At 68.8% G+C, this 22,639-nt stretch carries 17 protein-coding genes, 1 pseudogene and 1 riboswitch; of the genes and pseudogenes, 11 read left to right on the forward strand and 7 right to left on the reverse strand.

Annotated elements, in window-relative coordinates:
• Window positions 1-156 precede the first annotated feature (156 nt).
• From ACFRKB_RS01055 to ACFRKB_RS01080, 6 genes are all read left to right on the forward strand, one after another.
• Entirely contained in the window at window positions 157-1,569 is a 1,413-nt protein-coding gene (locus ACFRKB_RS01055; protein ID WP_383102151.1) for a helix-turn-helix domain-containing protein, read from the forward strand.
• Window positions 1,570-1,862: 293 nt separating this feature from the next.
• Window positions 1,863-3,263, forward strand: a complete 1,401-nt coding sequence (locus ACFRKB_RS01060; protein WP_383102154.1) for an AbiJ-related protein — start codon at window positions 1,863-1,865, stop codon at window positions 3,261-3,263.
• A gap of 643 nt (window positions 3,264-3,906) precedes the next feature.
• A complete protein-coding gene (locus tag ACFRKB_RS01065) occupies window positions 3,907-4,710 on the forward strand; it encodes a restriction endonuclease (protein ID WP_383102156.1) in 804 nt (267 codons plus the stop codon).
• 27 nt (window positions 4,711-4,737) lie between these two features.
• Window positions 4,738-5,349: a hypothetical protein gene (locus tag ACFRKB_RS01070; RefSeq protein ID WP_383102158.1), complete on the forward strand. Its 612-nt coding sequence runs from the start codon at window positions 4,738-4,740 to the stop codon at window positions 5,347-5,349.
• A 407-nt stretch (window positions 5,350-5,756) separates the two neighbouring features.
• A complete protein-coding gene (locus ACFRKB_RS01075) occupies window positions 5,757-8,738 on the forward strand; it encodes an ATP-binding protein (RefSeq protein WP_383102160.1) in 2,982 nt (993 codons plus the stop codon).
• Window positions 8,735-9,940: a response regulator gene (locus ACFRKB_RS01080; RefSeq protein ID WP_383102162.1), complete on the forward strand. Its 1,206-nt coding sequence runs from the start codon at window positions 8,735-8,737 to the stop codon at window positions 9,938-9,940. The genes ACFRKB_RS01075 and ACFRKB_RS01080 overlap by 4 nt, the downstream gene beginning before the upstream one ends.
• A gap of 388 nt (window positions 9,941-10,328) precedes the next feature.
• On the opposite strand, the gene ACFRKB_RS01085 is transcribed toward ACFRKB_RS01080, so the two are convergent.
• The 6 genes and pseudogenes from ACFRKB_RS01085 to ACFRKB_RS01110 form a co-directional block, all read right to left on the reverse strand.
• Complete coding sequence (locus tag ACFRKB_RS01085) at window positions 10,329-11,837, reverse strand: FAD-binding oxidoreductase (protein WP_383102164.1); 1,509 nt, start codon at window positions 11,835-11,837, stop codon at window positions 10,329-10,331.
• Window positions 11,838-12,065: 228 nt separating this feature from the next.
• Window positions 12,066-12,600, reverse strand: a pseudogene (locus tag ACFRKB_RS01090) (DUF4232 domain-containing protein).
• Between the two features lie 157 nt (window positions 12,601-12,757).
• Window positions 12,758-13,285 carry a SixA phosphatase family protein gene (locus tag ACFRKB_RS01095; RefSeq protein ID WP_383102166.1) on the reverse strand — a complete coding sequence of 176 codons (528 nt, stop codon included), beginning with the start codon at window positions 13,283-13,285 and terminating at the stop codon, window positions 12,758-12,760.
• Between the two features lie 29 nt (window positions 13,286-13,314).
• Complete coding sequence (locus ACFRKB_RS01100) at window positions 13,315-13,689, reverse strand: inorganic diphosphatase (protein ID WP_383102167.1); 375 nt, start codon at window positions 13,687-13,689, stop codon at window positions 13,315-13,317.
• Window positions 13,690-13,827: 138 nt separating this feature from the next.
• A riboswitch (Fluoride riboswitch) is annotated at window positions 13,828-13,893 on the reverse strand.
• 136 nt (window positions 13,894-14,029) lie between these two features.
• On the reverse strand, window positions 14,030-14,899 hold the full coding sequence (locus tag ACFRKB_RS01105; RefSeq protein WP_383102169.1) for an alpha/beta fold hydrolase: 870 nt from the start codon (window positions 14,897-14,899) through the stop codon (window positions 14,030-14,032).
• 26 nt (window positions 14,900-14,925) lie between these two features.
• Window positions 14,926-16,701, reverse strand: a complete 1,776-nt coding sequence (locus ACFRKB_RS01110) for an MOSC domain-containing protein (protein WP_383102171.1) — start codon at window positions 16,699-16,701, stop codon at window positions 14,926-14,928.
• Between the two features lie 150 nt (window positions 16,702-16,851).
• On the opposite strand from ACFRKB_RS01110, the gene ACFRKB_RS01115 reads away from it, so the two are divergent.
• The 4 genes from ACFRKB_RS01115 (at window position 16,852) to ACFRKB_RS01130 (ending at window position 21,049) form a co-directional block, all read left to right on the forward strand.
• Window positions 16,852-17,028, forward strand: coding sequence for a hypothetical protein (locus ACFRKB_RS01115; protein WP_383102173.1), 177 nt, complete (start codon window positions 16,852-16,854; stop codon window positions 17,026-17,028).
• 290 nt (window positions 17,029-17,318) lie between these two features.
• On the forward strand, window positions 17,319-19,505 hold the full coding sequence (locus ACFRKB_RS01120; RefSeq protein WP_383102175.1) for a polyprenyl synthetase family protein: 2,187 nt from the start codon (window positions 17,319-17,321) through the stop codon (window positions 19,503-19,505).
• A 97-nt stretch (window positions 19,506-19,602) separates the two neighbouring features.
• Window positions 19,603-20,229, forward strand: a complete 627-nt coding sequence (locus ACFRKB_RS01125; RefSeq protein ID WP_383102177.1) for an ABC transporter ATP-binding protein — start codon at window positions 19,603-19,605, stop codon at window positions 20,227-20,229.
• 1 nt (window position 20,230) lies between these two features.
• Window positions 20,231-21,049 (forward strand): ABC transporter permease, encoded by an 819-nt coding sequence (locus tag ACFRKB_RS01130; protein ID WP_383102179.1) that lies wholly within the window; start codon window positions 20,231-20,233, stop codon window positions 21,047-21,049.
• On the opposite strand, the gene ACFRKB_RS01135 is transcribed toward ACFRKB_RS01130, so the two are convergent.
• Window positions 21,025-21,540: a GNAT family N-acetyltransferase gene (locus tag ACFRKB_RS01135; protein WP_383102181.1), complete on the reverse strand. Its 516-nt coding sequence runs from the start codon at window positions 21,538-21,540 to the stop codon at window positions 21,025-21,027. The two genes, ACFRKB_RS01130 and ACFRKB_RS01135, sit on opposite strands and share 25 nt — an antisense overlap.
• Before the next feature lie 400 nt (window positions 21,541-21,940).
• On the opposite strand from ACFRKB_RS01135, the gene ACFRKB_RS01140 reads away from it, so the two are divergent.
• Window positions 21,941-22,633 carry an SDR family oxidoreductase gene (locus ACFRKB_RS01140; RefSeq protein WP_383102183.1) on the forward strand — a complete coding sequence of 231 codons (693 nt, stop codon included), beginning with the start codon at window positions 21,941-21,943 and terminating at the stop codon, window positions 22,631-22,633.
• Window positions 22,634-22,639: the final 6 nt, after the last annotated feature.

Below are 22,639 nucleotides of genomic sequence, written 5' to 3' on the forward strand. Positions count from 1 at the left end.
TGGTGAGGCAGACAACCGGCACCGGCTTCGTGTGGTCAGGGGCAGCGACGGGGCGTGTACGCGGTTTGCGCGGGGTGTAAGCGGTGTGCAAGAACCCGTACTGTGAACGGTGTTGGCGCGACAATTCTCCGCAGGACCGGCGGAAGGCAGCGGGCCGTGGCCCTACACGACACCCACCCCATCTGGACGACCCCCGAGATGCGTGACGCCATAGCGGCCGGCAACCCGGGGGCCATCGTGCGCCTGGCCCGCCGCGCCGCCGACCTCACCCAGACCCAGCTCGGTACCGCCACCGGTTACACCGCCGCGTCCATCTCCCGCATGGAACGCGGCAAGCAGCCCATGCGCGACATGGTCCTCCTGACGCGAATCGCCGAGGTCCTGAACATCCCGCCCCAACTCCTCGGTCTCGCGCCCCGACACACGGCCCCGCCCGCTCTTGGTGGCGTGCCCCGGCCAGGCACGGGTGGGACTAGGGTGGCCGGACGAGACGTACGAGACGTGTTCGGCGATCAGGGAGAGGGTGAGGACCCGGTGCGACGGCGCAACCTCCTGGCAGGCATTGCGGGCACCGCGACCGGAACCGTCCTCGGCGGAGCATCCGCCGCCTCTGCGGGGGCCCGGCCGACGCTGACCGGGCTTGAGGACCTCCTCCTGCACCGCGGCGGCACACCCGTCGGCGAACCCACGCGGGCCTCGGTCACCGCCGCGGTGGACGCCTCCCGCCGGGACTTCGGGACCTGCCGCTACGACACCCTCGCCCGCGCCCTGCCCTCCCGTATCGCCCTCGCCCAGGCACTCGGCCGTGAACACGTCGACGGTCAGGGGCAGTCGGCGACGGCGGTCGCCGAGCTCTACAGCATCGCGACCCGGCTGTGCATCAAACTCGGCGAGGACGGACTGGCCGCCGTCACCGCCGACCGCGCCCTGACCGCCGCCCTCGCAGGGGCCGGCGCTCTCACCGTCGCCGAAGCCCACCGCATGGTGTCCAGCTCCTGGCGCCGCCAGGGCCACTACGCCCGCGCCACCGACGTCGCCGTCACCGCAGCGCAGCACTTGGCCGCCGACCGCACCACTCCCGAGCCCCAGCGCCTGTCCGTGCAGGGGAACCTGTACGCGACCGCCGCATACACCGCCGCCAAACAGGGCGACCGGCACACCGCCCACACCCTGATCGCCGAAGCGGAGGCCACCGCGAAGCGGCTGGGTGCGGACCAGTCGCCGGCCGGGACAGCGTTCTTCGGCCCCTCCCAGGTGCTGCTGCACCAGATCAGCATCAGTCACCTCCTCGGCGACGCCGGAACGGCGATCGACCACGCTCGCCAGGTGAACACGGTCCAGTTGCCGACGGCGGAGCGCCGGGCCCGGTACTGGATCGACGTCGCCCGCTCCTTCGACCAGTGGAACAAGCCCGGCAACTGCTACCGGGCCCTTCTCGCCGCCGAAGAAGCCGCCCCGCAGGAAGTCCGCCGCGGCGCCGTCAAGTCGATGACGGCCTCTCTCATGCGTCATGACCGCACCCTGCCCGGCGTACGGTCCTTCGCCCACCGTGTCGGCGCACTCACCTGACCTTCGCCCCCCCGGGCATGCGGACCGCAGGCCGACCGCCCGGAGCCGCGGGTTCACGAAGGCGCAGGCCGCCGGGGCGCCCTGCCTGGTCGCAGTGGAATAGCCCCTCGGCGTGGGACAGCCGCTGTGGCAGCGTCCGGGCCCACAGTGCGGGGAGACCTTGGTCCGCTCTGCCTTCACGGAGGTGAAGTCCTGTCGGATGTGGTGCGATGCCCGGCGTCGGCCGGATTCGCCTCCAACCCCTGTTTCCGGTTCCTCTGCCGAAATTCCCCGGTTTCTGGGACCATCTGCCCATGGCGGACAGCAGGGGTGGTTCGGCGCTGCGCACACTGGTCGGCGAGGTCGTCGCGGGTCTCGGCGGCCTGACGCACCGCGAGCTGGGCCCGGCCTTCGAGCAGTTGGGCATGCCGACGGTTCCTGAGGAGGCCGGAAGCAAGCGCACACGCATCGAGGAGAGCGTCGGGCAGGTGCCCGAGGCTGAGCTGCCGCAGGTCACCCGACGCGTCCTTCAGCGCGAAGACCTCCCGGTGAGTCCGTCGACACGCCATCGGATCGAGGATCTACTGTGGGCGCGGGACGCACCGCCGGAGATACCCAAGAAGTCCCGCCGTGAGCTGGCGCGCGCCCTTGACCTGCCCGAGCTGACTCAGCACCGTGACCGCTTCATGCGGCTCCTCGGCCGCTTCTGGATCACCGAGGGGCCGGAGCCGTCGCTCGGTGATCTGCTGAATGGCATGCGCCAGGTGACGCTGGGCGACCTCGTCGAACGGCACGTCTTCCGAAACCCGGGGGACTGGTCGGCGGAGGATCTCTTCGACAAACTCGGGGCGTTCGAAGCCGGCGACGCCCGGTTCGCCCGCTTCCTGGAAGGTCTCGTAACGGCGGATGTCCTCCTCGATGAGGACCTCCAGAGACTGACGGCCGGCACGATCAACATCCATCTCCGCCCTGTCGGCGTCGAGTTGCGGCAGACCGGCGATGACGGCGGCTACCCGCTGTTCACCCTGGTGCCGACGCGACTGCACGGCAACCGGCGCCCGAAGAACATCATCTTCGCCACCCGCACCAAGCCGGACATCCGGTTCCTGTCCTCGGTCGACAACGACATCGAGATCGTGGCAAGCGACCCCGACGACATCCTCGTCTACGACCGGGAGATCCCCACCGACGGCCTGCGCTGGCGTGATCTGCACGCCTGGTGGCAGGACACCCGCAGGTTCGACAGCGAGATCGAGGCCAGGAAGGATCTGTACCAACGACTCCTGAAGAGCCTCCCGGAGAACTCGGACGGCCAGAGGAATCTCTTCCTCGCCTACCACGAGATCCTCGCTCCCTCAGTCGAGGTGCCGGCCCTGCTGCCCGAGGTATGGCTTCACTGGGACCACAAAACCGTTCAGCAGCGTGGCCCTGGGGCGTTGTTGCGCTCCCGCATGGACTTCCTCCTGCTGCTGCCCCACGGACAGAGGGTCGTTCTGGAGGTCGACGGATCACAGCACTTCACCCGCGACCGCGGCCGTACCCCTGATACCGCCAAGTACGCGGCAATGGTCGCCGCCGACCGAGATCTCAAGCTGCGGGAGTACGAGGTATTCCGCTTCGGCCACGATGAACTCAAGCTGATCGATGACGCCCGGACCCTGCTGCAGCAGTTCCTGCCGGATCTGTTTCGCCGCTTCAGGGTGAACAGCAGTTGACACCGCCGAAGCAGGAGCTCGCGGAGGTCTCCGTCGTCCGACGTACGTTGACCGGCTGCTTTCAGGCAGGCAGGGGCGGTGAGTCCCCGACCGGTGATCTTCTCGTGTATCGGAGCTTGCTCGAACCGCCGTACGCCGAGCGAAGGAGCTGGCGTTCCCGCGAAAGGTGGGTGCAGAAGCAGTTGCCGGGCGCACGAGTGAGAAAGCCCATGCGGGAGCGCAGCAATGCCTCGGGGCCGTACTGCTGAACGGTTCTGTGGTCCCAGTGGAGCCATGCCTCAGGCAGGAGGACCGGGTCCGCGGAGGGAAGGGCCGAGGATCTGGTTGCGGTGCGTCCTGTGCCCCGACAGCGTCTTCGAGCTGATGGCGTATTCACGGACTCACCCGAGGTGTCCCATCTCCAGGACGCGCCGCGTGAGTTGTGGGATACCTCCGATGTGGCTGAGCAGCGCGGACTGGAGCCGGAGGCTCCTGACCGGAGGGCATCGACCTGGAGCTCACCGAGAGCTGCGGACTTCAGCCGTTGCCTGGTAGCCGCGTCGACGAACCTCGCCCCCTCCCGGGGTCGAGGAAGGCCATGGCGAGGTGTCAGTGCCGCGTGGTGCACTGGGCTGTCCAGGCAGTAAGTCTTAGGGGAGGCAGCATGGTTGGAGATCTCGCATCAGCCGGTGAGGGAGAACCGTCTGAGGACACCCCCTTCGCGTTATGGGACGACCTCGAATACCTCTGGGAGTCGCTGGGACTGCCCGAGCGTCCGCTGTGGAACGTGGACGGCGTCGGACGGCGGCCAGCAGCTGAGAAGGCGAAACTCGCCGCGCTGCCGATCGGGCTGGTTGCCGGGGCTGGCGGGTTCATCGGGTTCGTCGTGTGGCTCGGGGCATGGATGAACGACCACTGGGGCATCTACGCCGTCGTGCCACAGGCCGTGCTGATGCTTGCGGTCGTATGCGGGGCGGCGGTCGAGCGACGCCGGAGGTGGGAAGAGCGACGCTCGCGCGGCCTGCGCATGCCGCTGTCGCGGCTGGATTCGGTGGATCACCGGGAGTTCGAGTCCATTGTTCGCGACCTGATGCGGCGAGACGGGTTCACCGCTGAGCGTGTTGGGCGTGGCGGGGACGATGCGTGCGATGTACGCGGAGTGGACTCCGATGGGCGGATCTGGGCCGTCCAGTGCAAGCATCGGCGCGACGGCTGGACGGGTAAGGCCACGGGCGTCGAGGTGCTGCAGCAGGTCAATGGCACCGCCGAGCCGGTTCACGGTGCCCGGTTCGCGGTGATCGTTACCAATGGTCGATTCAGCAAGCCCGCCGTGGCGTGGGGCGCGCGGTACGGGATCCGGTTGGTGGACCGGCATGCGCTCCGAGAGTGGGCCGACGAGCGGCGCCCGCTGTGGGAGGTGCTGGGCAATGTCCGGCGGCCCCGGCGTCTGCCCGGCCGCGCACGATGAACCGCACTTTGACCACTGGAGGTTGGCATGGATGGCAAGGAGCTCATCGACTACTTGAAGGCCCCTTCCCGCTATCCCCGGCACACGTTCCGCGGCGACGGGTCACTCGATCCGGTGAACATCGGGGACCTCAACGGGGTCCTCGCAAGGGTCAGCCACTTCGTAGAGCAGCTGCGCCTAAGCGAGTTCTGTCTGCGGACGGAGAAATGGTCCGGCCTGGTCGTGGTCTACGCCATGGACGACCCGGAGCCGCGCGACCGGCTGCGCGAGGCCCTGGAGATGGACAGGTTCACGGTGACGGAGCGTAGCGACGAGTACGGAATATCGCTGGAGGTCCACCCTAGGCAGGTCGATCTGATCATGACCAGATATGACCTGATCGTCGATACGATCGCCGAGGTCCTGCCGGAGGCGAGGGAGCTGGCCGATCTTCAAGCCGGAGTCGCGCAGCGTCTCGGCCATCCGGTGCCAACCGGCCTGCTGCGCGGCACGATCCAGGTCTTCGGCATCTCCCTCATGAAGCGCCGGAAGGGCAGGCCGTTCGGGTCGAAGGTCCCCCAGGGCATGGTGCGCCTCGTAACCGCTGCCCTGGAGACCGACGTGATCCCGCCGCTGTGCGGACGGCTGCCGACTTCGTAGTCTCAGGGGATGGGCCCTTCGCACCCCCCAGGAATCCGCCGCACCGCCGTGCACACCTTGACGGCCGAACTCATGCGCCACGACCGCACCCTGCCCGGCGTACGGTCCTTCGCCCACCGCGTCGGCGCACTCACCTGACACCCGGGCCGCACTCCTCAACCTCAAGACGGCAGCCAACGCAACCCTTCTGACGGCCTTTTGACCATCCTCGTCGAGTTCATGGCACAGAGACAGCGACAGCGGGTCGAGAACGCCGCACCCGGGCATGATGATCTCTGGGGGTGGCCGGGCCAGCACGGCTACAGTCCCTTGTGGCGACGTGACGATGTGGGCAGAGGGGGCTTCATCGCGTGGGGACAGATACGGACGGCTCGGTTCAGTCAACAGACCAGCAGAGCTTAGGGGTGTTGGCACACCCCAAGACGGTCGGATCGCGCGAAATCGACGTTGCGGTTGACACGTTGCGCAGGCTGGGGTTGCCGGAGCCCGCGCCCGAACTCCGCAGAGCGCTGCGAGTGGCGCTGACCCACAGTTCGTACCTCCATGAGCACCGCGACCTGTTCCCCGGGGTTACCCGCAGCCTCCTGAACGTGCTCCAGCGGCTCGGCATGGACTATCTGAGGAAGCAGGCGACGGTCGAGATCTTCCGGCGCGGTGGGGTGCAGACGGCGGGCTCGTTAAGCAAGGGGGTCGGTCTGGTTCCGCCTGTCGTGCAGTCCTGGTCGACGCGGCAGGAGTGGATAGGCCAGTCGTGTGCGGTCGGGGGCAGCCTCACAGGTGGCCCGCTTCCGGCCCGGTCAGCCGCTGAACTGTGCTATCAGGTTGTCGGGCTGCTTTGCCTCGCCGGCGAGAAAACTGCCGCCGCAGCGTTGGTGGACCGCATGATCGCTGCCGCTGATGAGGGCGGGAGCATCGCGGATCCCAAGACGGAACTCCAGGAAAGACTCCAGAGAAGCCTCAACAACGGCTCGGCCGTCTACGAGTACCAACGCGAAGGTCCTGAACACGCGTTGACATTCCGCGCTGTCGTCACTGACAGCCGCGGGCGCCGCGGCACCGGTGCAGGACCCAGCAAGAAGCGCGCGTCACGGCAGGCCGCGCTGGACTTCCTCCGACGGTATGTGCCGGAGGCCGTCGGCACCCGCAACGCCACTGCCCCACGACCTGTGCCTGCACAGATCCCAGGACAGCAGTCCCACGCAAGGGTAGTTCGACACCTGCAGGAGCTGTTCTCGCTGACACCCGAGGCTCGCCCGCTGCTGTCCCAGGCTCTGATCCATTCCTCATGGGCGTACGAGCACCGGGAGATGCTGGCTGCCTGCCGCCAGCAGGACAACCAGGTCCTGGGATTCATCGGTTCTCAGGTGCTGAACTACGAACATACCCTCGACAGCGTGCGCCGCGTGCTGCCCGACCCTCCCGAGGAACTGTCCTTACTGACCCTGCCGAACGAGGTCCACGACGGCGCGTTCCGGCACACCGGCCTGGAGGCGGGTCTGCTGCTGGGCGCGGGCCAGGCCTCGCTGGGTATCCCGGCTGAGACGGGCGCCAACACCTTCCAGGCCGTGATCGGTGCCATCTTCGTGGCCAGAGGATTCCCGGATTCACTGCGTCCCACGTGGCCAAGCCAGTGGGAGCCCGTGTGGCGGATGGTAGCCCCGGAAATTCCACGGGAGCAGGACCCGACCACACTGCTGCAACAGGCGGCCTCCGCCATGAAACTGCAGATCGGTTTCACCTACCGCATGTCGGGCCCCGGTCATGCGATAGAGCAGCACGCCACCGCCACCTTGAGCAGCACGGAGCTGGGTACCGAGACACATATCGAGGGCTCGTGGATCGGCGCCAGACCGAAGGCCAAGCACCAGGCATCCCAGGCGGTGCTGACCGTTCTCGACCAGCTCGCAGCGTGCCGCCCCGCACACGATCTCGGGAGCGAAGACCGGCCCGCCCGGTCGGTGGGCCGGTTTCTCCTGTGCCATCAGGCCGCGGTGCTGGCCGTACACCGTGTACCGGTGCGGCGCTGGGTGGACGCACGGTTGTTCGGCCTGCACTGGGCGGCTTCCCCCGCAGACCTCCTGTCATGGGCCCAGGGGGCCGATGAACTCATCAGCGGCACTGTTGACTTCCGGCCCAGTATCAGCCACTTCGAGCACGCCTTCCGCGCGGCGAGCGACCTCGCCGCCGGCCCACAGGAGGCCATCGAGCCGGAACTGGCTGCCGTCCTGGACATCTTGGAAAGGCTGCATACACCCGATGCGCTGACCGCCGACCAGCTCCAGCGCCTCGTACAACTGGCGGACCTCTGCCGATGCCTGGGGAGCGACGACCTCGGCGTCGACCTGCGTGAACTCGCAGACGACTGGCGCCTCCTGCACCGCGGCAGACTCCTCGTCCCGCGCCTCCTGCCCAGCGTGCGGTTGTCCGGCAGGGAACGGGCCATCCTGGACGCCGGAGCCTCTGCCGTCCTCGCCCCCGACACGTCGGCATCGGTCGAGGTCCTTAGCTCAAGCCCGTTGCGCCTGCGCTTCCTGCCAGGCGCTCCGCTCGACCCGGCCGCCGGCAAGCGGATGTGCACCCTGTGGTCGAGCGTGAGCAGGACGGCCATGCTGACGTTGAACGAGCGCGGCATCGACGCCACCATCCTCACCACAGCGGACCCCACCTCGGCAGGACCCATCACTCGTGCGGCACGAGCCGCACTGCAGCCTGCGGCCCGGCCCTACCAGGCCGCAGTGGCCGACCTGCTGCACGATCTCAAGAACCAGCTCGTGGCCGCCAGGCTGGCCGACTCCTCCCCGGCCGACACCCGCACCGCACGCCTCCAGCAGCAGCTCGCCGCCAGCCGCCACCTGGACCAGGCCCACGCCCTGACCGCCCGTCTCCGCTCCACCACCTCTCTGCTGGGGCCCACCGGCACCGAGAGCGTGGACATCGGATCCTTCCTGCGCCACTACGCCTCCGGCGTACTCACCCGGCTCCCCGGCTCAATCTCCCTGTCCATACCCGACGCACCCCGCAGCGTCCGCGTCGCCCTGGATGAAGGCGGACTCACCGCCGTCCTGAACAACCTCGTCGGCAACGCTATCGAGGCACTCCGTGACGGCGGATCGATCACCCTCGAATGGACCGCCGATGACGACGAAGCCGTCATCGAGATCACCGATGACGGCCCGGGCCTGCCACCCGAAGTCATCGCGGCCCTGGAAGCCGGCGACCGCGTGCGCAGTACCAAACCCGGCGGCAACGGCCTCGGTCTGCTGGGCGTCCAATCACTCCTGAACCGCGCCGACGGCGAACTCACGACCGTCCCGGCACCCTCGGGCACCGGCACCGCCTGGCTCATCACACTGCCGATCGCCCCCACCACAACAACGGAGGACCTGTGACCGACCAGGTGACCGGGGCACGCATCCTCGTGGCGGACGACCAGACCGACGTCGCCCGAACTCTTTGCAGCCCGCTTCGCAAAGCGGGAGCACAACTACGCTTCGTCCCCGACGGCCACACCGCCCTGGCAGAGATCGCCACCCGCCCCTTCGACCTCATCATCGTGGATATGAAGATGCCCCCCGAGGAATGGGGCGGCCTGTGGCTCCTGCGCCGCCTCAGCCTCGACGGATGGCGCATCCCCACCCTGGTGCTCTCCGGCGAAGGATCGAAGCAGCAGGTCATCGAAGCCCTGCGGCTGGGATCAGCAGACTGGATCGACAAGGACGCCGCCGGCGAGGAACTCCTCGGCCGGTGCACTCATATCCTGCGCGACAGGCTGGAACAGTCGCTGGAACTCGCCAGCACGCACCTGCCCACCCCCCTCGCGTTCCGCTTAGCCCGATACGCGCGAACCACCGACCCAGACAAACAGGTCACCGAAGGTCTCCACACGCTGGAAGCCGTACTCCGTTTCGCAGCCGCGCTCGGCCTGAGCAACCCCGCTCCGGCACCCCTCCAAGGCATCGGCCCAGAACGCCTCGCACAGCCCAGCATGGGCACATGGTTCACCCTGTGCACCGCCCTCGCTCAAATCCCAGGATGCTGTACGCCCTTCACTGAGATTCTCTCCTGGCTCATGCCCGACCGCGCCGACCGACAGCCGGTGCAAGACTTCATCAAACTCCGCAACGACATCGCCCACGGCAGGGCCACGGCCACCCCCGCTCACCGCGACAGCCTGGACCTCCTGCTCCGCCGCTTCGCCCACCGCGCCGCGTCATCCTGGCGCGCCACACTGGCCGTGCCCACCTCCATGACCTATGACGGCTCGGCCTACACCCTCGACGTCGTTACCTTCACCGGAGCCGGAAAACCAAGCCCCGCCACCGTTCGCACCGATCACCCCCAAGTGACCGGCCGAATGCTGCTCCTCACCGGCCATGCCCCGCCCCTCCGCCTCTCCCCCTGGCTTGTCGCACAGGCAACGCACCGGTCCGGAACGTCGCGCTGCCTACAGTTCGACGGCCTGCAGCGCACGAAGAGCGGCCCCGACTCCACCACCCCGTTGAAGTACGCCAAGGCCGACGACGCCGAAGACACAACAACGGCTGGACATCCCGGCGGTACGTGGCAGGCGCTAGCACCGTGGTTCAAATGAACGTGCTCATCCTGCCGTAAGCAGCAGCTCAAAATCCGCTGTCAGGTCATCCTTCCCAAGGACGATGTCCTCAAGGATGGGGGCAAGTGCCATGTGTCCGCCAGGATCAACGGCCTCGCCCGAATCAGACAAACGCCTGTGCCGGCCCGGGGTCTTAGCCTGTGCAGCCCCCTCGCGAGCCAGCTCATCGATACAGGCCAGCGAGTTGTGTCAACAACCCACGAACCATCGCCCCACGGGGTGATGTGGCAGCAGTGACCAGGTCCGGATAGGGGTTCGCCCCTATCCGGACCTGGTGTTTTCCGGGGCTGTAGGTGTCCTGTACGCCGAGGCCGCGGTAGGCGACGAAGCCCCCTCACCGTCCGGGAGGGGGCTTCGGCGTTGCCGTTCAGCAGGAGGCCGGCGGGACGCTCTGCTCGTACTGGAAGACGTTGCGCGGATCGTACTTCTGCTTGATCTGGCGCAGGCGGTCGAAGTTGCCGTCCCAGTAGGCGGTTTCCCACTCCTGCATGCCGATGTTGGGGACGTTGACGTAAGCACCGTCCACGTAAGGCCGCAGCGCCTGGCTGAACTCCGCGATCCACGCCTGGGCCTGCGTGGTCAGTTCATCGCCGCTGCCTGGCACACCGCGCTTGCCCCAGCCCGCGCCCGGCTCGGAGTAGAACAGCGCGTCACGGTGCGGGAACGACGTGCCGCCACGCGGAGCCTTCCTGACCGCACCGCCGAACGCCTGGGCGAAGAAGTTGCTCTCGTCCGTCGGCGCGTCCCGCATGAACGAGGCGATCACTCTGATCGCCTCGTCCGGGAACGGCTTCTTCGTGAACTGGGAGAAGAACTTCCAGTTCGCCGGCTCGTCCTCCGTCGGGACCTGGAAACCCGAGTACACATCGCCCCAGTTGCCGACCTGCGTGGTGACCTCGGGACGGCCGATCGAGAGGATCGGCGCCAGCAGCTTCTCCGCCTCCGCGGGCGTTCCCTCCGCCAGGACCGCGAACAGCAGGATCTGGTTCCGGTGGACCTCCAGCTGGGTGCCCAGGCGGTCGTCGGTGACCGGGGCCGTGTGCTGCCAGGCGTCGAACACCCTGTGCAGGTCTCCGAGCCCGTTCCACGTCGCCGTCAGATAGGTGACGCTCTTGAGAGGGGCCACCTTGTAGGTGAGTGAGGTGACGATCCCGTAGTTACCGTTGCCCGCGCCGCGAAGCGCCCACAGCAGGTCGGAGTTGTGGTCCAGATCCGCCTTGATCACCTTGGCGCACTCGGCGCCCTCCGGTACGACGACCTCGGCGCAGATCAGGCTGTCGCAGGCCATGCCGAGGTAGCGGGTGAGGAAGCCCAGGCCGCCGCCGAGGGTGGCACCGGCGAGGCCCACGCTGCCCTCCGTGCCTGTCGTCACCGCGAAGTTCTGCTTCGCGAGCGTCGTTACCGCTTCCAGCTGGTTCAGTCCGGCGCCCACAGTGGCCGTACGCGCCTGGGCGTTGATGTGCGCCGACTTCAGCTCACTGATGTCGATCACGATGCCGTTGTCGACATTCGACCAGCCCTCGAGACTGTGGCGGCCACTGCGCACCCGCAGCGCGACGTTGTGCTGCCGCGCCCACGTGAGGGCGTTGACGACGTCCTCGGTGTTCCGGGCGAAGACGATGACCAGCGGATAGTGCACGAACAGCTCGTCCCAGCCCTGGCTGGCGTCCGGGTAGTTCGGGTCGTTCGGGCGGACGATACGCCCGGTCAGCTTCGCCGGCGCACACGTCGCACCCTCATCTTTGACGCCCTCAGCCCCGGCCTTTACGGCGCTCGCGGCCGAGACTTCGGCGGGTTCGACGCCGGAGACGACAACAGCGCCGGCGCCGACGGCCGCCGTCGCCTTGAGCATTCTGCGACGGGAAAAGTCGTTCATGGTCCGTGTCCTCTCGGCTGCCACCTGAGTCGAATCGCTCCTTATGGGCGATTTATGCGAAGCGGACGGTAGCAAGAATGGCTGTCGAGGGCTGTCCCGACACACATGAAGCCGGACTTGAGTACGCAACATCCCGCTCGCGGCGGAGAGCCCAGGGGGCCGGTCGGCAGCACCGGCCGGCGCCCCGGCCTGCCGGAGTCATCGCCCGCCACCAGCAGCGCCGTGCGGTCAGCTCTGACCGCCCTGGCCTGCGCCACCGGTCGGACCGACCTTCACCGTGGAGCCCGACCCGTCCGAGACGGGCAGCGTCGCGGAACTCGGCCACGCGATCGAGAACGACTTCGTCTCGTCCGGCGGGGTCACCACGAGCGCCGTGACGCGGACGCCGGAGCCGCCCGACTCGTTGATCGGGTAGGTGACGCCGAAGAACGTCGACTCGCCGTCCTTCGGTGTCGCCGTCGATGGTGCTGTCCGTCGCCGTGATGTCCAGATCGTCGGTGCGGCACTTGGCGATCTTGCCGTTCGCGTCGGAGCCGCCCCCGGCGACCGTGCCCTGCCCGCCGGAGCTCTTCCCGGCGGAGTCCTCCGTACCACCCTGAGCCGAATCGCCGCCCTGATCCGTACCGCCCTGATTCGACCCGTCGGCCGAGGAAGACGCGGTGGACGGGTCGCCCTGTCCCGTGAGGTCCTCCTCGTTGCAGGCCGTGAGCGGGAGACTCGCGACAACGGCCAGGGCGGCGAAGGTCAGCTTGCGAACGCGCATCGTTTCTTCCTCAGTGTCGATCGGGGTGCCGGCCGCTGGGACAGACCCGTTACCCGGCGGATCTTGACCCCAGCCGCTGTCATGGCCTCCGCGACCCGCACCGTCGGCGCCCCGGAGGCAGCCGCTCGCGCGCCCCCGGGATCGGCCCGCGGGGTGCTCAATGCTCGGCGAGACCGCGGGGAACGGCGAAGTCGGTGAGGGCCGTGGTGTCCGGCGCGAGTTCGGCCCAGCCGCCCGGCAGAGTCAAGACCGCGACGGCGGACGTCGAGAACTTCCCCCGCGCCCGAGCCATCGCCTCGTCGTCCCCGTGCCCGGCCAGCGACAGTACGACGTCCTGTACCCCGGGCTGGTGGCCGATCAGCAGCACGGTCCGCTGCCCCTCGGGGACGTCGCGCAGCACCCCGAGCAGATCGGCCGCGCTCGCCCCGTACACACGCGGGTCGTAGAAGACCATGGGCCAGGCGTCGAGTTCCGGCGCGACCAGCGCCCAAGTCTCGCGCGTACGGCGGGCGGTGGAGCAGATGACGAGGTCGGGCAGGTACCCCGCCGCGCGCAGCCACCGGCCGGCCGCCGGGGCGTCCCGGCGGCCCCGGGCCGCGAGGGGACGCTCGTGATCGGGCACGTCCGGCCAGGCGGACTTGGCGTGACGCAGGACGATCAGCCGGGCAGGGGCGGAGTTCGGCATCTGCACCTCCTCACCACCCACCGCACGGCTCATTCCAGATATCCGGTGAGCTGCAGATAGCTGTGTCGCGCCCGCTCAACCAGCCGGTCTGCCTCCGCGCGCCTCCCGTAGCCGGTCACCCGGGGGGCGGAGCCGTGCGACAACCGGGCCAGCACTCCCGCCCAGGCGCTGGGGCCGGCGTGCCGGCGCCCGAGGTCCGGGACGTCCACCAGGTCGGCGAAGGGCTCGGCTTCGGCTACGCACACCAGCTCGTCCCGGTCCCGATCCGCCTCGCTGAGCTGGAGCAGGGCCACCGGCCGCGCCGCGACCTCGTCCCCGGGCAGGGCCGGCTCCTGCATCAGGACCAGGGCCTCGACGGGCCGGCCGTCCGCACCGAGCGTGTCCGGGACAGTGCCCTTGCCCACAGGCCAGCCACCGAGACGCCCCGGCGGCTCGGGCAGAGCATGTGCCGTACCCCGGCTCCCGATCGCGGACCCCGTGGTCGATTCGACTGTGACGGTAATACGAGGCATCGCTCTACCTCCCGTGATGCCGGACGGCTACATCAGGTAGAGGCCATCAGCACCCCACTCGGTGCGGTTACGGCGAGCCCCATCGCCGGGCCCTTCCAGTGTCCCGCACCCCCAGGTGGACGACAACCGGCGCCCCGCTGGCCCCGGGCCTGTCAGGTGTCACCCACGCCGAACAGGCCGGGGATGTGCCGCACCCCGGCCGCTTGGCCGAACCCGCCGAACGTGTCAGGTGTCAGGACGTGACGCGGGCGAGGAAGGCGCGGATGTAGCCGGTGATCTCCTCCAGGTGGCTCTCCAGGGCGAAGTGCCCGGACTCCAGGAGATGGATCTCCGCGTCCGGCAGGTCGCGCTGGAAGGCGTGGGCTCCGTCGGGGCCGAAGATCTCGTCGTTGGCCCCCCACACGGCCAGCAGTGGCACCTGGCTGTCGCGGAAGTACTGCTGGAGTTGGGGGTATTGAGCGACATTGGCCGGATAGTCGCGGAACAGCGCGAGCTGGATGGCGTCGTTGCCCGCGCGGTCGAGGAGCGACTGGTCGATGGTCCAGGTGTCCGGGCTGACGAGGCTCGGATCCGCGACTCCGTTCAGGTACTGCCAGCGGGTCAGTTCGAGGGTCAGGGCTCCGCGGAGAGGGGCTTCGTTCGCGGGTGTCGGGTTCTCGGCGTAGGCGAACAGCCCGTCCCAGAACGTCTTGACGAATCCCTCGGTGTAGGCATTGCCGTTCTGCGTGATGATCGCGGTGACGCGCCGCGGAGAGCGCATGGCGAGCCGCCAGGCGATGGGTGCTCCGTAGTCGTGCACGTACACCGCGAACCGGTCGACACCGAGCCGCTCCAGCAGGCCCGCGGTCACGTCGGTCAGGGTGTCGAAGGTGTAGTCGAACTCGTCGACCGCAGGCATGGCCGACTGCCCGAATCCGATCATGTCGGGTGCGATGACGTGGTGGGTGTCGGCGAGAGCCGGAATCAGGTTGCGGAACATGTGGGAGCTTGTCGGGAAGCCGTGCAGCAGCACGAGCGCCGGTGACCGCGCGTCCCCGGCTTCCCGGTAGAAGACATCCCTTCCGTTGACGGTGGCGGTGCGGTGATGCACAACGCTGCTCATGCCAACCTCCGTGATCGCTTTGACGGTTACGAGTCGAGAAGGACGTCGGTGGTGGGGACGCTGCAGCACGGCAGCGCTTCACCCGAGGCGGGATCCTCCAGGGGCGGTGTGGTGTACCGCACCCGGCCCGCGAGCAGAGGTGTGGTGCAGGTGTGGCACACCCCGGTACGGCAGGACCAGCGGGTGGGGATGTCGCATGCCTCCGCCAGCTCCAGCAGCGTGGCGTACTGGTCCGACCAGCGGGTGGACACCCCGCTGCGGGCGAAGGTGACGGAGGGCCCCGTGCCCTGGGAGCCGGGCGGCTGGTGGGGGCGTCCGGTGCCCGGCGATGTGATGCCGGGGTTGATGGCCGCCAGCGCCCCGAAGACTTCGGTGTGGATGTTCGCGCCGCTCAGCCCCGCCAGCCGGAGAGCGGATGTCATGTCCGACATGAAGCCCGCCGGGCCGCACAGGTAGGCGTGTGCGTCGGCGGGAATGCCGAGCTTCCGGATGTCTTCGCCGGTCATACGTCCGTGGCTGACACACGGCCCGCCGTTGGCCCCGGGAACCGGTGCGGTGTGGTCCGGTGCGGTGTGGTCCGGGACTGTGTGGTCCGGCGCTGTGTAGTAGACGAACGCGTGGGCGTGGGCCAGCCGCGCGAGCGACTGCCGGGCTTCCTCCGCGAAGGCGTGCTGCCCGGGATCGCGCGCGGTGTGCACCCACCACACCGCGCGGGAGCTGTGCTCGCGGGCCAGTTGGTGCAGCATCGCCAGAACGGGGGTGACACCGATGCCCGCCGAGAGCAGTGCTACGGGCGTACGGTCCTCGGCCAGCACGAACACCCCGCGCGGAGCTGCCGCTTCGATGACGTCGCCTTGGTGCAGATGAGTGTGGAGGTAGGTGCTGACCTCGCCGTGGTCCTCGCGTTTGACACTGATCCGGTACTCGGCCGCGCTGGGGGCAGCGGACAGTGAGTACGAACGCACCAGGCCGGGCCGGCCGTCTCCGGGGATCCGTACGCTCAGGTACTGGCCGGGCGTGGCGGCGGGCAGCGGCTCGGAGTCCGCGGGCCGCAGGTAGAACGACGACACCACCGGGGTCTCGTGGACGACCTGGCTCACGCGCAGTCGCCTGAAGCCCTTCCACCCCGGCGCGGCGGGCGCGGGGCCGGGCGGCTGATCGAGCCGGCGGCTCATGTCCCGGAAGGACTGCTGCCATCCGGGGCTGAGCGCGTCGATGTTCAAGGCGGCCCGCAGCTTGGCCGGATCGGCCCCCGGGAGATAAAGAAGAGCGTCGGTGTCGGCGACGCTGAGCGACCCCGTGCCGGTGCGGGTCCGGGTGATCCGGTCTCCTGCCCTGACCCGGCCCTCGGTGATGACGCGGAGGTAGAAGCCGGGCCGGTGGTGGGCGACCAGCAGGGAGGCCATGCGCGGTTCGTTCAGCCGCATGCCGACCCGGTAACAGGTGACGCGCGGCTGGGTGACCTCGAATTCGGCTTCGCCGATCACGTACCGGTCGCCGATACACACCTCGTCGTCCGACAGCCCGTCGACGGTGAAGTTCTCGCCGAACTGGCCGAAGTCGAGATCGTCACGCTTCAGAACCTCGCGCCAGTACGCGTAGGACTGCGACTGGTAGACGAGGACGGCCCGCTGCTCCCCGCCGTGGCCCTGGAGGTCGCCCTGGCCGTCTCCTTCGATGTTGAGGCGGCGCACCATCCGGGGGCCGTCGACGGGATACTTCCACGCTCCGGTGTGTACCGTCCTGCCCTGCCAGGGCACGTCCTTCGGCAGTCCCACGTTGACCGACAGCAGGGTCGCCATCTCATCCTCCCGGTGCGGGCGCCGCCGCACGGTGAAGCTGGTCGCCTGACGCGGCCCCGGAGCCGTCCCGGGCCTCCGCGCCGACCCTCTGACCGGGTCCGTACCCCGCCACGAGAGGCAGGGAAACCCCATAAAAGGTACAAAGATTATGTGAGTAAGAATTCCGAAATCCCTCGTAACGTGGACGAATGGGCCGACCGGATCCGGAAGGTCTCCTCGGCGGACGACCCCCAGGCCGCCCGCAAGCTGGCGGGTGACATCTACCGTGCCGCGCAGGAGGACCTCGACGCCGAACGCGCTCGGGCCGAGCTGGAACGCGAGGAATAGCCCGCCCGGCCCGCCTGGCTTGTGCGGCCCGTCCGCCTTTGGTCGCGGCGATGTCGCCGCGGCCCCTGGTGGGGTGCGCTCGCGGGCGGGCGGTAGGTCGGCCGGGGCTGCCGGCCAGTGCGAGGCCGCTCGTCGGGTCATCACCGTATGCCATCGCGGTGCTACGCTCCGCGTCTGCATATAGGACTAACGCAGCAGGCGTGGTCGAGGGGGTAATGATCTTGCGGGGCACATCGGGGTTACGGTGGCACGAAGACTGGCCGCTCCAAGGCGAGGTGCCCGACCTTGCCGTGCATGACCTGCCGCACGCCGGCAGCGGTACGGAGTGGTGGTGGTTCCACTCCCAACTGCACGATGGACAGCGGGAGTTCGGGCTCTCCTTCCAGTTCATGCGCCATCAGGCGCCGAACGCGGACGGCGGCGTGCTGAGGTCTCATTCGCTCTTCTGGTTCCGCAGTGACGCGACGACGCGCACCCACGACGGCGAGATCTGGCTGGACGACACATCGAGAGAGCTGGGTCAACTGCTCACTCTTTCGGATGATTTCATGGATCCGCGGGTACGCGCGGCGTGGAGCGAGGCGCTGGCACGCCAACTGCCCGGCCCCGACCGGCTGTTGCCACGACCCGTGCGCGTCGGCGAGCACGGACTCGACCTCGACTTCGGAGGCGTCGGCACGCTGCGCAAGGACGCGGACGGCACGTATGCCGTCGAGGCCGACGGCGAACACAGCGGATTCTCCCTGCGAATGTCGGCACTGAAGCCGGCCGCACAACAGTCCGCCGGCGGTGCGAAGCTCGGAGGGCTGTACTCCTTCATCGTCCCGCGTCTGGACGTCGTGGGGACATACCGCCAGGGCGCGCTCACCACCACCGTCAGTGGGCAGGGCTGGTACGAGCACGCCCTCGGGGACGCGTGGTACCGCCCCACGGAAGCCCAGGACGCCACCGATCTCGGCTGGACCTATTGCGGGCTGCGGCTCGACAACGGGTGGGACATCGCCACCATTTCCATGACGCGGACCGACATCACCACCGGGCAGGCCACCGCGGCCGGAGACGGCGCGGTGCTGTGCCCGCCGGAGGGTGGACGCGTCGAGGCCGCGTTCGAACTGTGCGGCGGGCGGCCCTGGACGTCGCTCGCCACCCTGAACACCTACGACACCGTGTACGACCTGCTGATCCCCGAGCACGACGCCTGCCTGCGGGTGCGGGCGTGGTTCCCCGAGCAGGAGATCCGGTCGCTGATCTTCACCACGGGGATCCTGGAGGCCCATGTGAGCGTCGAGGGCACCATGGGCGGGCGCGCGGTGAACGGCCACGGGATCGTGGAGGTGTTCACATCCAACCGGATCGGTGACTTCGAGCGGTACATCACCCGTACCCGCGACATCACCCGCCAGGAACTCGACCGCCTCTACCCCGGCGAGCCCCGGCGCGCAGAACTGCTCGGGGTGGCGGGATCCGAGGACTGCCCCGAGCGGCTGGACGAACTGGTCGCCGCCGACCTGCACTCCTCGCTGGTACGTCCGCTGCGCCACGCGGCGGCGGGCCTGGGGAAGAGCTGGCGTGCCTACGTCGCGGCCGCGGCCATCGAGCTGTTCGGGGTCAGCAGCGAGCCCTACCGGCCGCTGCTGGGCGCTACGGAAGTCCTTCACACCGGAAACCTGATCATCGACGACGTGGAGGACAGGTCCCCGGTGCGGCGAGGCCGGCCCGCCGCCCACGCGGTGTTCGGCGAGGCGGCGGCCATCAACGCCGGAACCGCCGCCTACTTCGTCTTCGACCGGGTCCTGCGGGAGATCCTGCCCGACGACGACCGGCTCCGACTGCGCGTCTACCAGGTCTACTTGCGGGTCCTGCGGGCCGGACACGCGGGCCAGGGCATCGACATCGCCGGCCACCGCGCCGCCATGGACACCGCCGTCGCGACGGGGGACCCCGCACCGGTACTGCGCCGCGTCCGTACCGCGCACCGGCTCAAGACAGGGGTACCCGTACGCGGCCTGGGACAGATGGGCGCGCTGATCGCACGAGCCACCGAGGAACAGATCGGCGCCCTGGGCGACTACTGCGAGGCGATCGGCCTGGCGTACCAGATCAGCGACGATGTGATGGACCTGCGAGGCGTCACCGCCCCCGCCGCCTCCGGCGGGCGTGTGGTGACCAAGCACACCGCCGAGGATCTGCGCGCCGGCAAGGTCACCATGCCACTGGCCCACGCCGTGGGACTGCTGCCCGGCTCACGCATGCGCGAGGTGTGGCACGCCGTGCGCGATGGTTCGGCCGACAGCGGGACGGTGGTCGAGATCGCACGGATGCTGGAGGAGTACGGTGCGGTCCAGGCGTGCGTGGACGAGGCGCGCCAGGTGGTCGACCGGGCGTGGAAGCCGCTCCGGGAAGTGGTGCCCTGCACGTACCACTCCGTCATGTTCGGTGCTCTGGGCGCCTACGCGGCCCGCCGCGAACGCGAATGACCCCGCCCGCATCGCCGCGTCCCATCCCGCCACGCGTCCCATCCCCCGCGCGTCCGATCCACACCGACACCCCCACGCTCAGGAACCGTGACCGAAAATGCCTTCCTCCGCCCCCACGCTGCATGTCGGCGATGTGCACAAGTCCTATGGCGACCACCATGTCCTGCGCGGCGTCGAACTCGACGTCCCGCCAGGGTGTTTGGTCGGCGTCGTGGGTGAGAACGGCTCCGGCAAGAGCACTCTGCTGCGTATCCTCGCCGGCCGGCTCACCCCCGATCGCGGGACCGTCAGCTTTCCCGGCAGTCTGGGCTACTGTCCCCAGCACACCGTGCTCAACCCCGCTTTCACCGTCGACCAGCATCTGCGGTTCTTCCAGGTGGCGTACGGACTGCAGGACCTGGAACGAGCGCATGAGCTGCTGGACATCCTGAACTTCGCCGCGTACCGCCGCCACCGCGTCGCCACCCTCAGCGGTGGCACCCGGCAGAAACTCAATCTCACCCTCGCCCTCATGCACGACCCGCCCCTGCTCCTGCTGGACGAGCCCTATCAAGGCTTCGACTGGGACACCTACGAACGTTTCTGGGACCTGGCCGCCGCCCTGCGCGATCAGGGGCGCTCCGTCCTCGTCATCTCCCATATCGCCTTCGACGCCGCCCGCTTCGACCAGCTGTGGCGACTGGACGACGGGCTCCTGGCGGCCGGCGTGCGGACGGCGGACTGATATGCGACGTGCCTGGACCCGCTACTCGACCGCCACCGGCTACGCGCTCCTCGAACATCTGCGGAACCGACTGGCGTTGGTGCTCGTCGTGTTCTTCGTCCCCATCTGGATCACCCTGGTCTACCTGGTGATCAACGACGCCGATGTGACGTTCTTCCTGCGCGCGTCCGACCGGAACATCACGGTGGACGGAAACGATGTCACCAAGATCTCCGGTGCCATCAACGCCGTCACACTGATCGTCGGCTTCATGATGTTCATCGTCACCTACCGCTCCGCCGAGTTCGACGAGCGACTGGCCATGGCCGGCTATCCCCGCGGCCACCTCCTCGCCGCGAAACTCACCTCACTGATCATCGCGGCGGCGCTCATCTGCGCCTACGCCACCGCCATCATCTGCTGTTACTGGGTGCCCGCCCGGCCCGCGCTGCTGTGGCTGGCCCTCTTCGGCGCGGCGCTGGCCTTCGGTGGCATCGGCGTCATGCTCGGCGCACTGCTGCGCGGCGAGCTGGAGGGCATGTTCCTGATCATCATGCTCAGCATCATCGACATGGGTCTGCAGAATCCCGTGGCCAACCCCGCCTCCGACAACGGCATCGTCCGCTTCCTGCCCTCGTACGGCACGATGCAGTCCGGTGTCACCGCCGGTTTCCTCCACACCACCCCCGCCCTCCACCTGCTCCTGGGCCCGCTCTGGTTCCTCGCCACCGTCACCGTCGCGGGCATCACCTTCCGGCTGCGCACCCGTGACCGCAGATACCACTTTCCGCTCCTGCCACGGTCACCATCGGGCCGTCAGATCCCGAAGGGCGCCGCGTAGTGGACGGTGCCGCCCGGCAGCGGGTGGGTCTCGTCCAGGGTCATCGCCATCAGGGCCTCCTCCGGGACATCGATGGTCAGGCCGATGTGGTGCGTGGAGGCACGGGTGAAGCCGAACCGCGGGTAGTAGGTGGGGTGTCCGAGGACGGTGACGTAGTACTCGCCCATGTCCTTGGCCGCCTTGAGGGCGGCGCGGATGGCGGCCGAGCCGGCGCCGGTCCCCTGGCTCTCGGGCCGTACGGCCACGGGGCCCAGGCACAGGGCCGGGGTGTCGTCGATGTGGCAGCGGGTCAGCAGCGCGTGGCCGATGACCTCGCCGTCCTCGTCGGTGCTGACGAGGGACAGGCCGTCGATCCAGGAGGGGTCGGCGCGCAGGGCGTCGATGAGATCGGCCTCCAGCGGCGTCTCGAAGGCCGCGAGGCTGATGTCACGGATGGTGGGGATGTCCGCGCCGGTCTCGGCGCGCGTGATCCAGTGATGGTCGGTACGCATGACGGGATGAAGGTCCGTTCCATGGTGGGTTCGTGGAGGATCGCCTCGCGAGCGAGGGAACGTACCACGCTGCCCGGAACATCCGACAGTGCGCACGGGCCGGGGGCGCCCGCTCACGGGCCCGTTGTGCGCGTCGTCGACTGGACGGGGGACGGTCCAGTGAGGGCAGTCGGCTGCCTCATTGGACCGTCGTCTCCCGTGCCGTCAGTCTGACCGTTATGACGCGCTGTCGCATCCCGTGCGTGCGATGAGTCGAGCTGTCCGGCCCCGGACACGGGGGTGGCTGTTGGATGTACGCGGCCGGACAGCACCTCCAGCGAAACCCGGACCTGCCGGATACGCATGTCGGCGGAGGACAGGACCACTGGCCGACCACACCGTCCGGCCGGAACCTGGAGTCATGACAACCACACTGATCACCGGAGCGAACAAGGGTCTCGGATTCGAGACCGCCCGTCGGCTCGTCGCGGCGGGCCACACCGTCTACGTGGGCAGCCGGGACCCGGAGCGAGGGCGCCGCGCCGCCGGGCAACTGGGCGCGCGGATGGTCGTCATCGATGTCACCGACGACGCGTCCGTCGCCGCCGCGGCGCGCACCATCGAGGCAGACGGCGGACTGGACGTACTGGTCAACAACGCCGGCATCGAGGGGAACGCGGTCGGCGCCGTGGAGGTGACCGCGGACATGCTCCGGCCGCTGTTCGACACGAACGTCTTCGGCGTGGTGCGTGTCACCCACGCGTTCCTGCCGCTGCTGCGGCGGTCGGCCGCGCCGGTCGTGGTGAACGTCAGCAGCGGCCTGGCCTCGAAGACCCTGGTCTCCGCGGTGGGCACGCCGACGTACGCGTACCCGGGGGTCGCCTACCCGGCGTCGAAGGCCGCGCTCAACATGGTCACCGTGCAGTACGCGAAGGCGCTCCCGGAGATGCGGATCAACGCGGTGGAGCCCGGTTACACCGCGACGGACCTGAACGCGCACCGTGGCACGCAGACCGTCGAGGAGGGCGCCGAGATCATCGTCCGTATGGCGCAACTGGGCCCCGACGGCCCGACCGGTGGCTACTTCGACGTGAAGGGCTCTCTGCCCTGGTGACACCGG

This window comes from Streptomyces scopuliridis (assembly GCF_042790125.1).
GTDB lineage: Bacteria > Actinomycetota > Actinomycetes > Streptomycetales > Streptomycetaceae > Streptomyces > Streptomyces scopuliridis_A.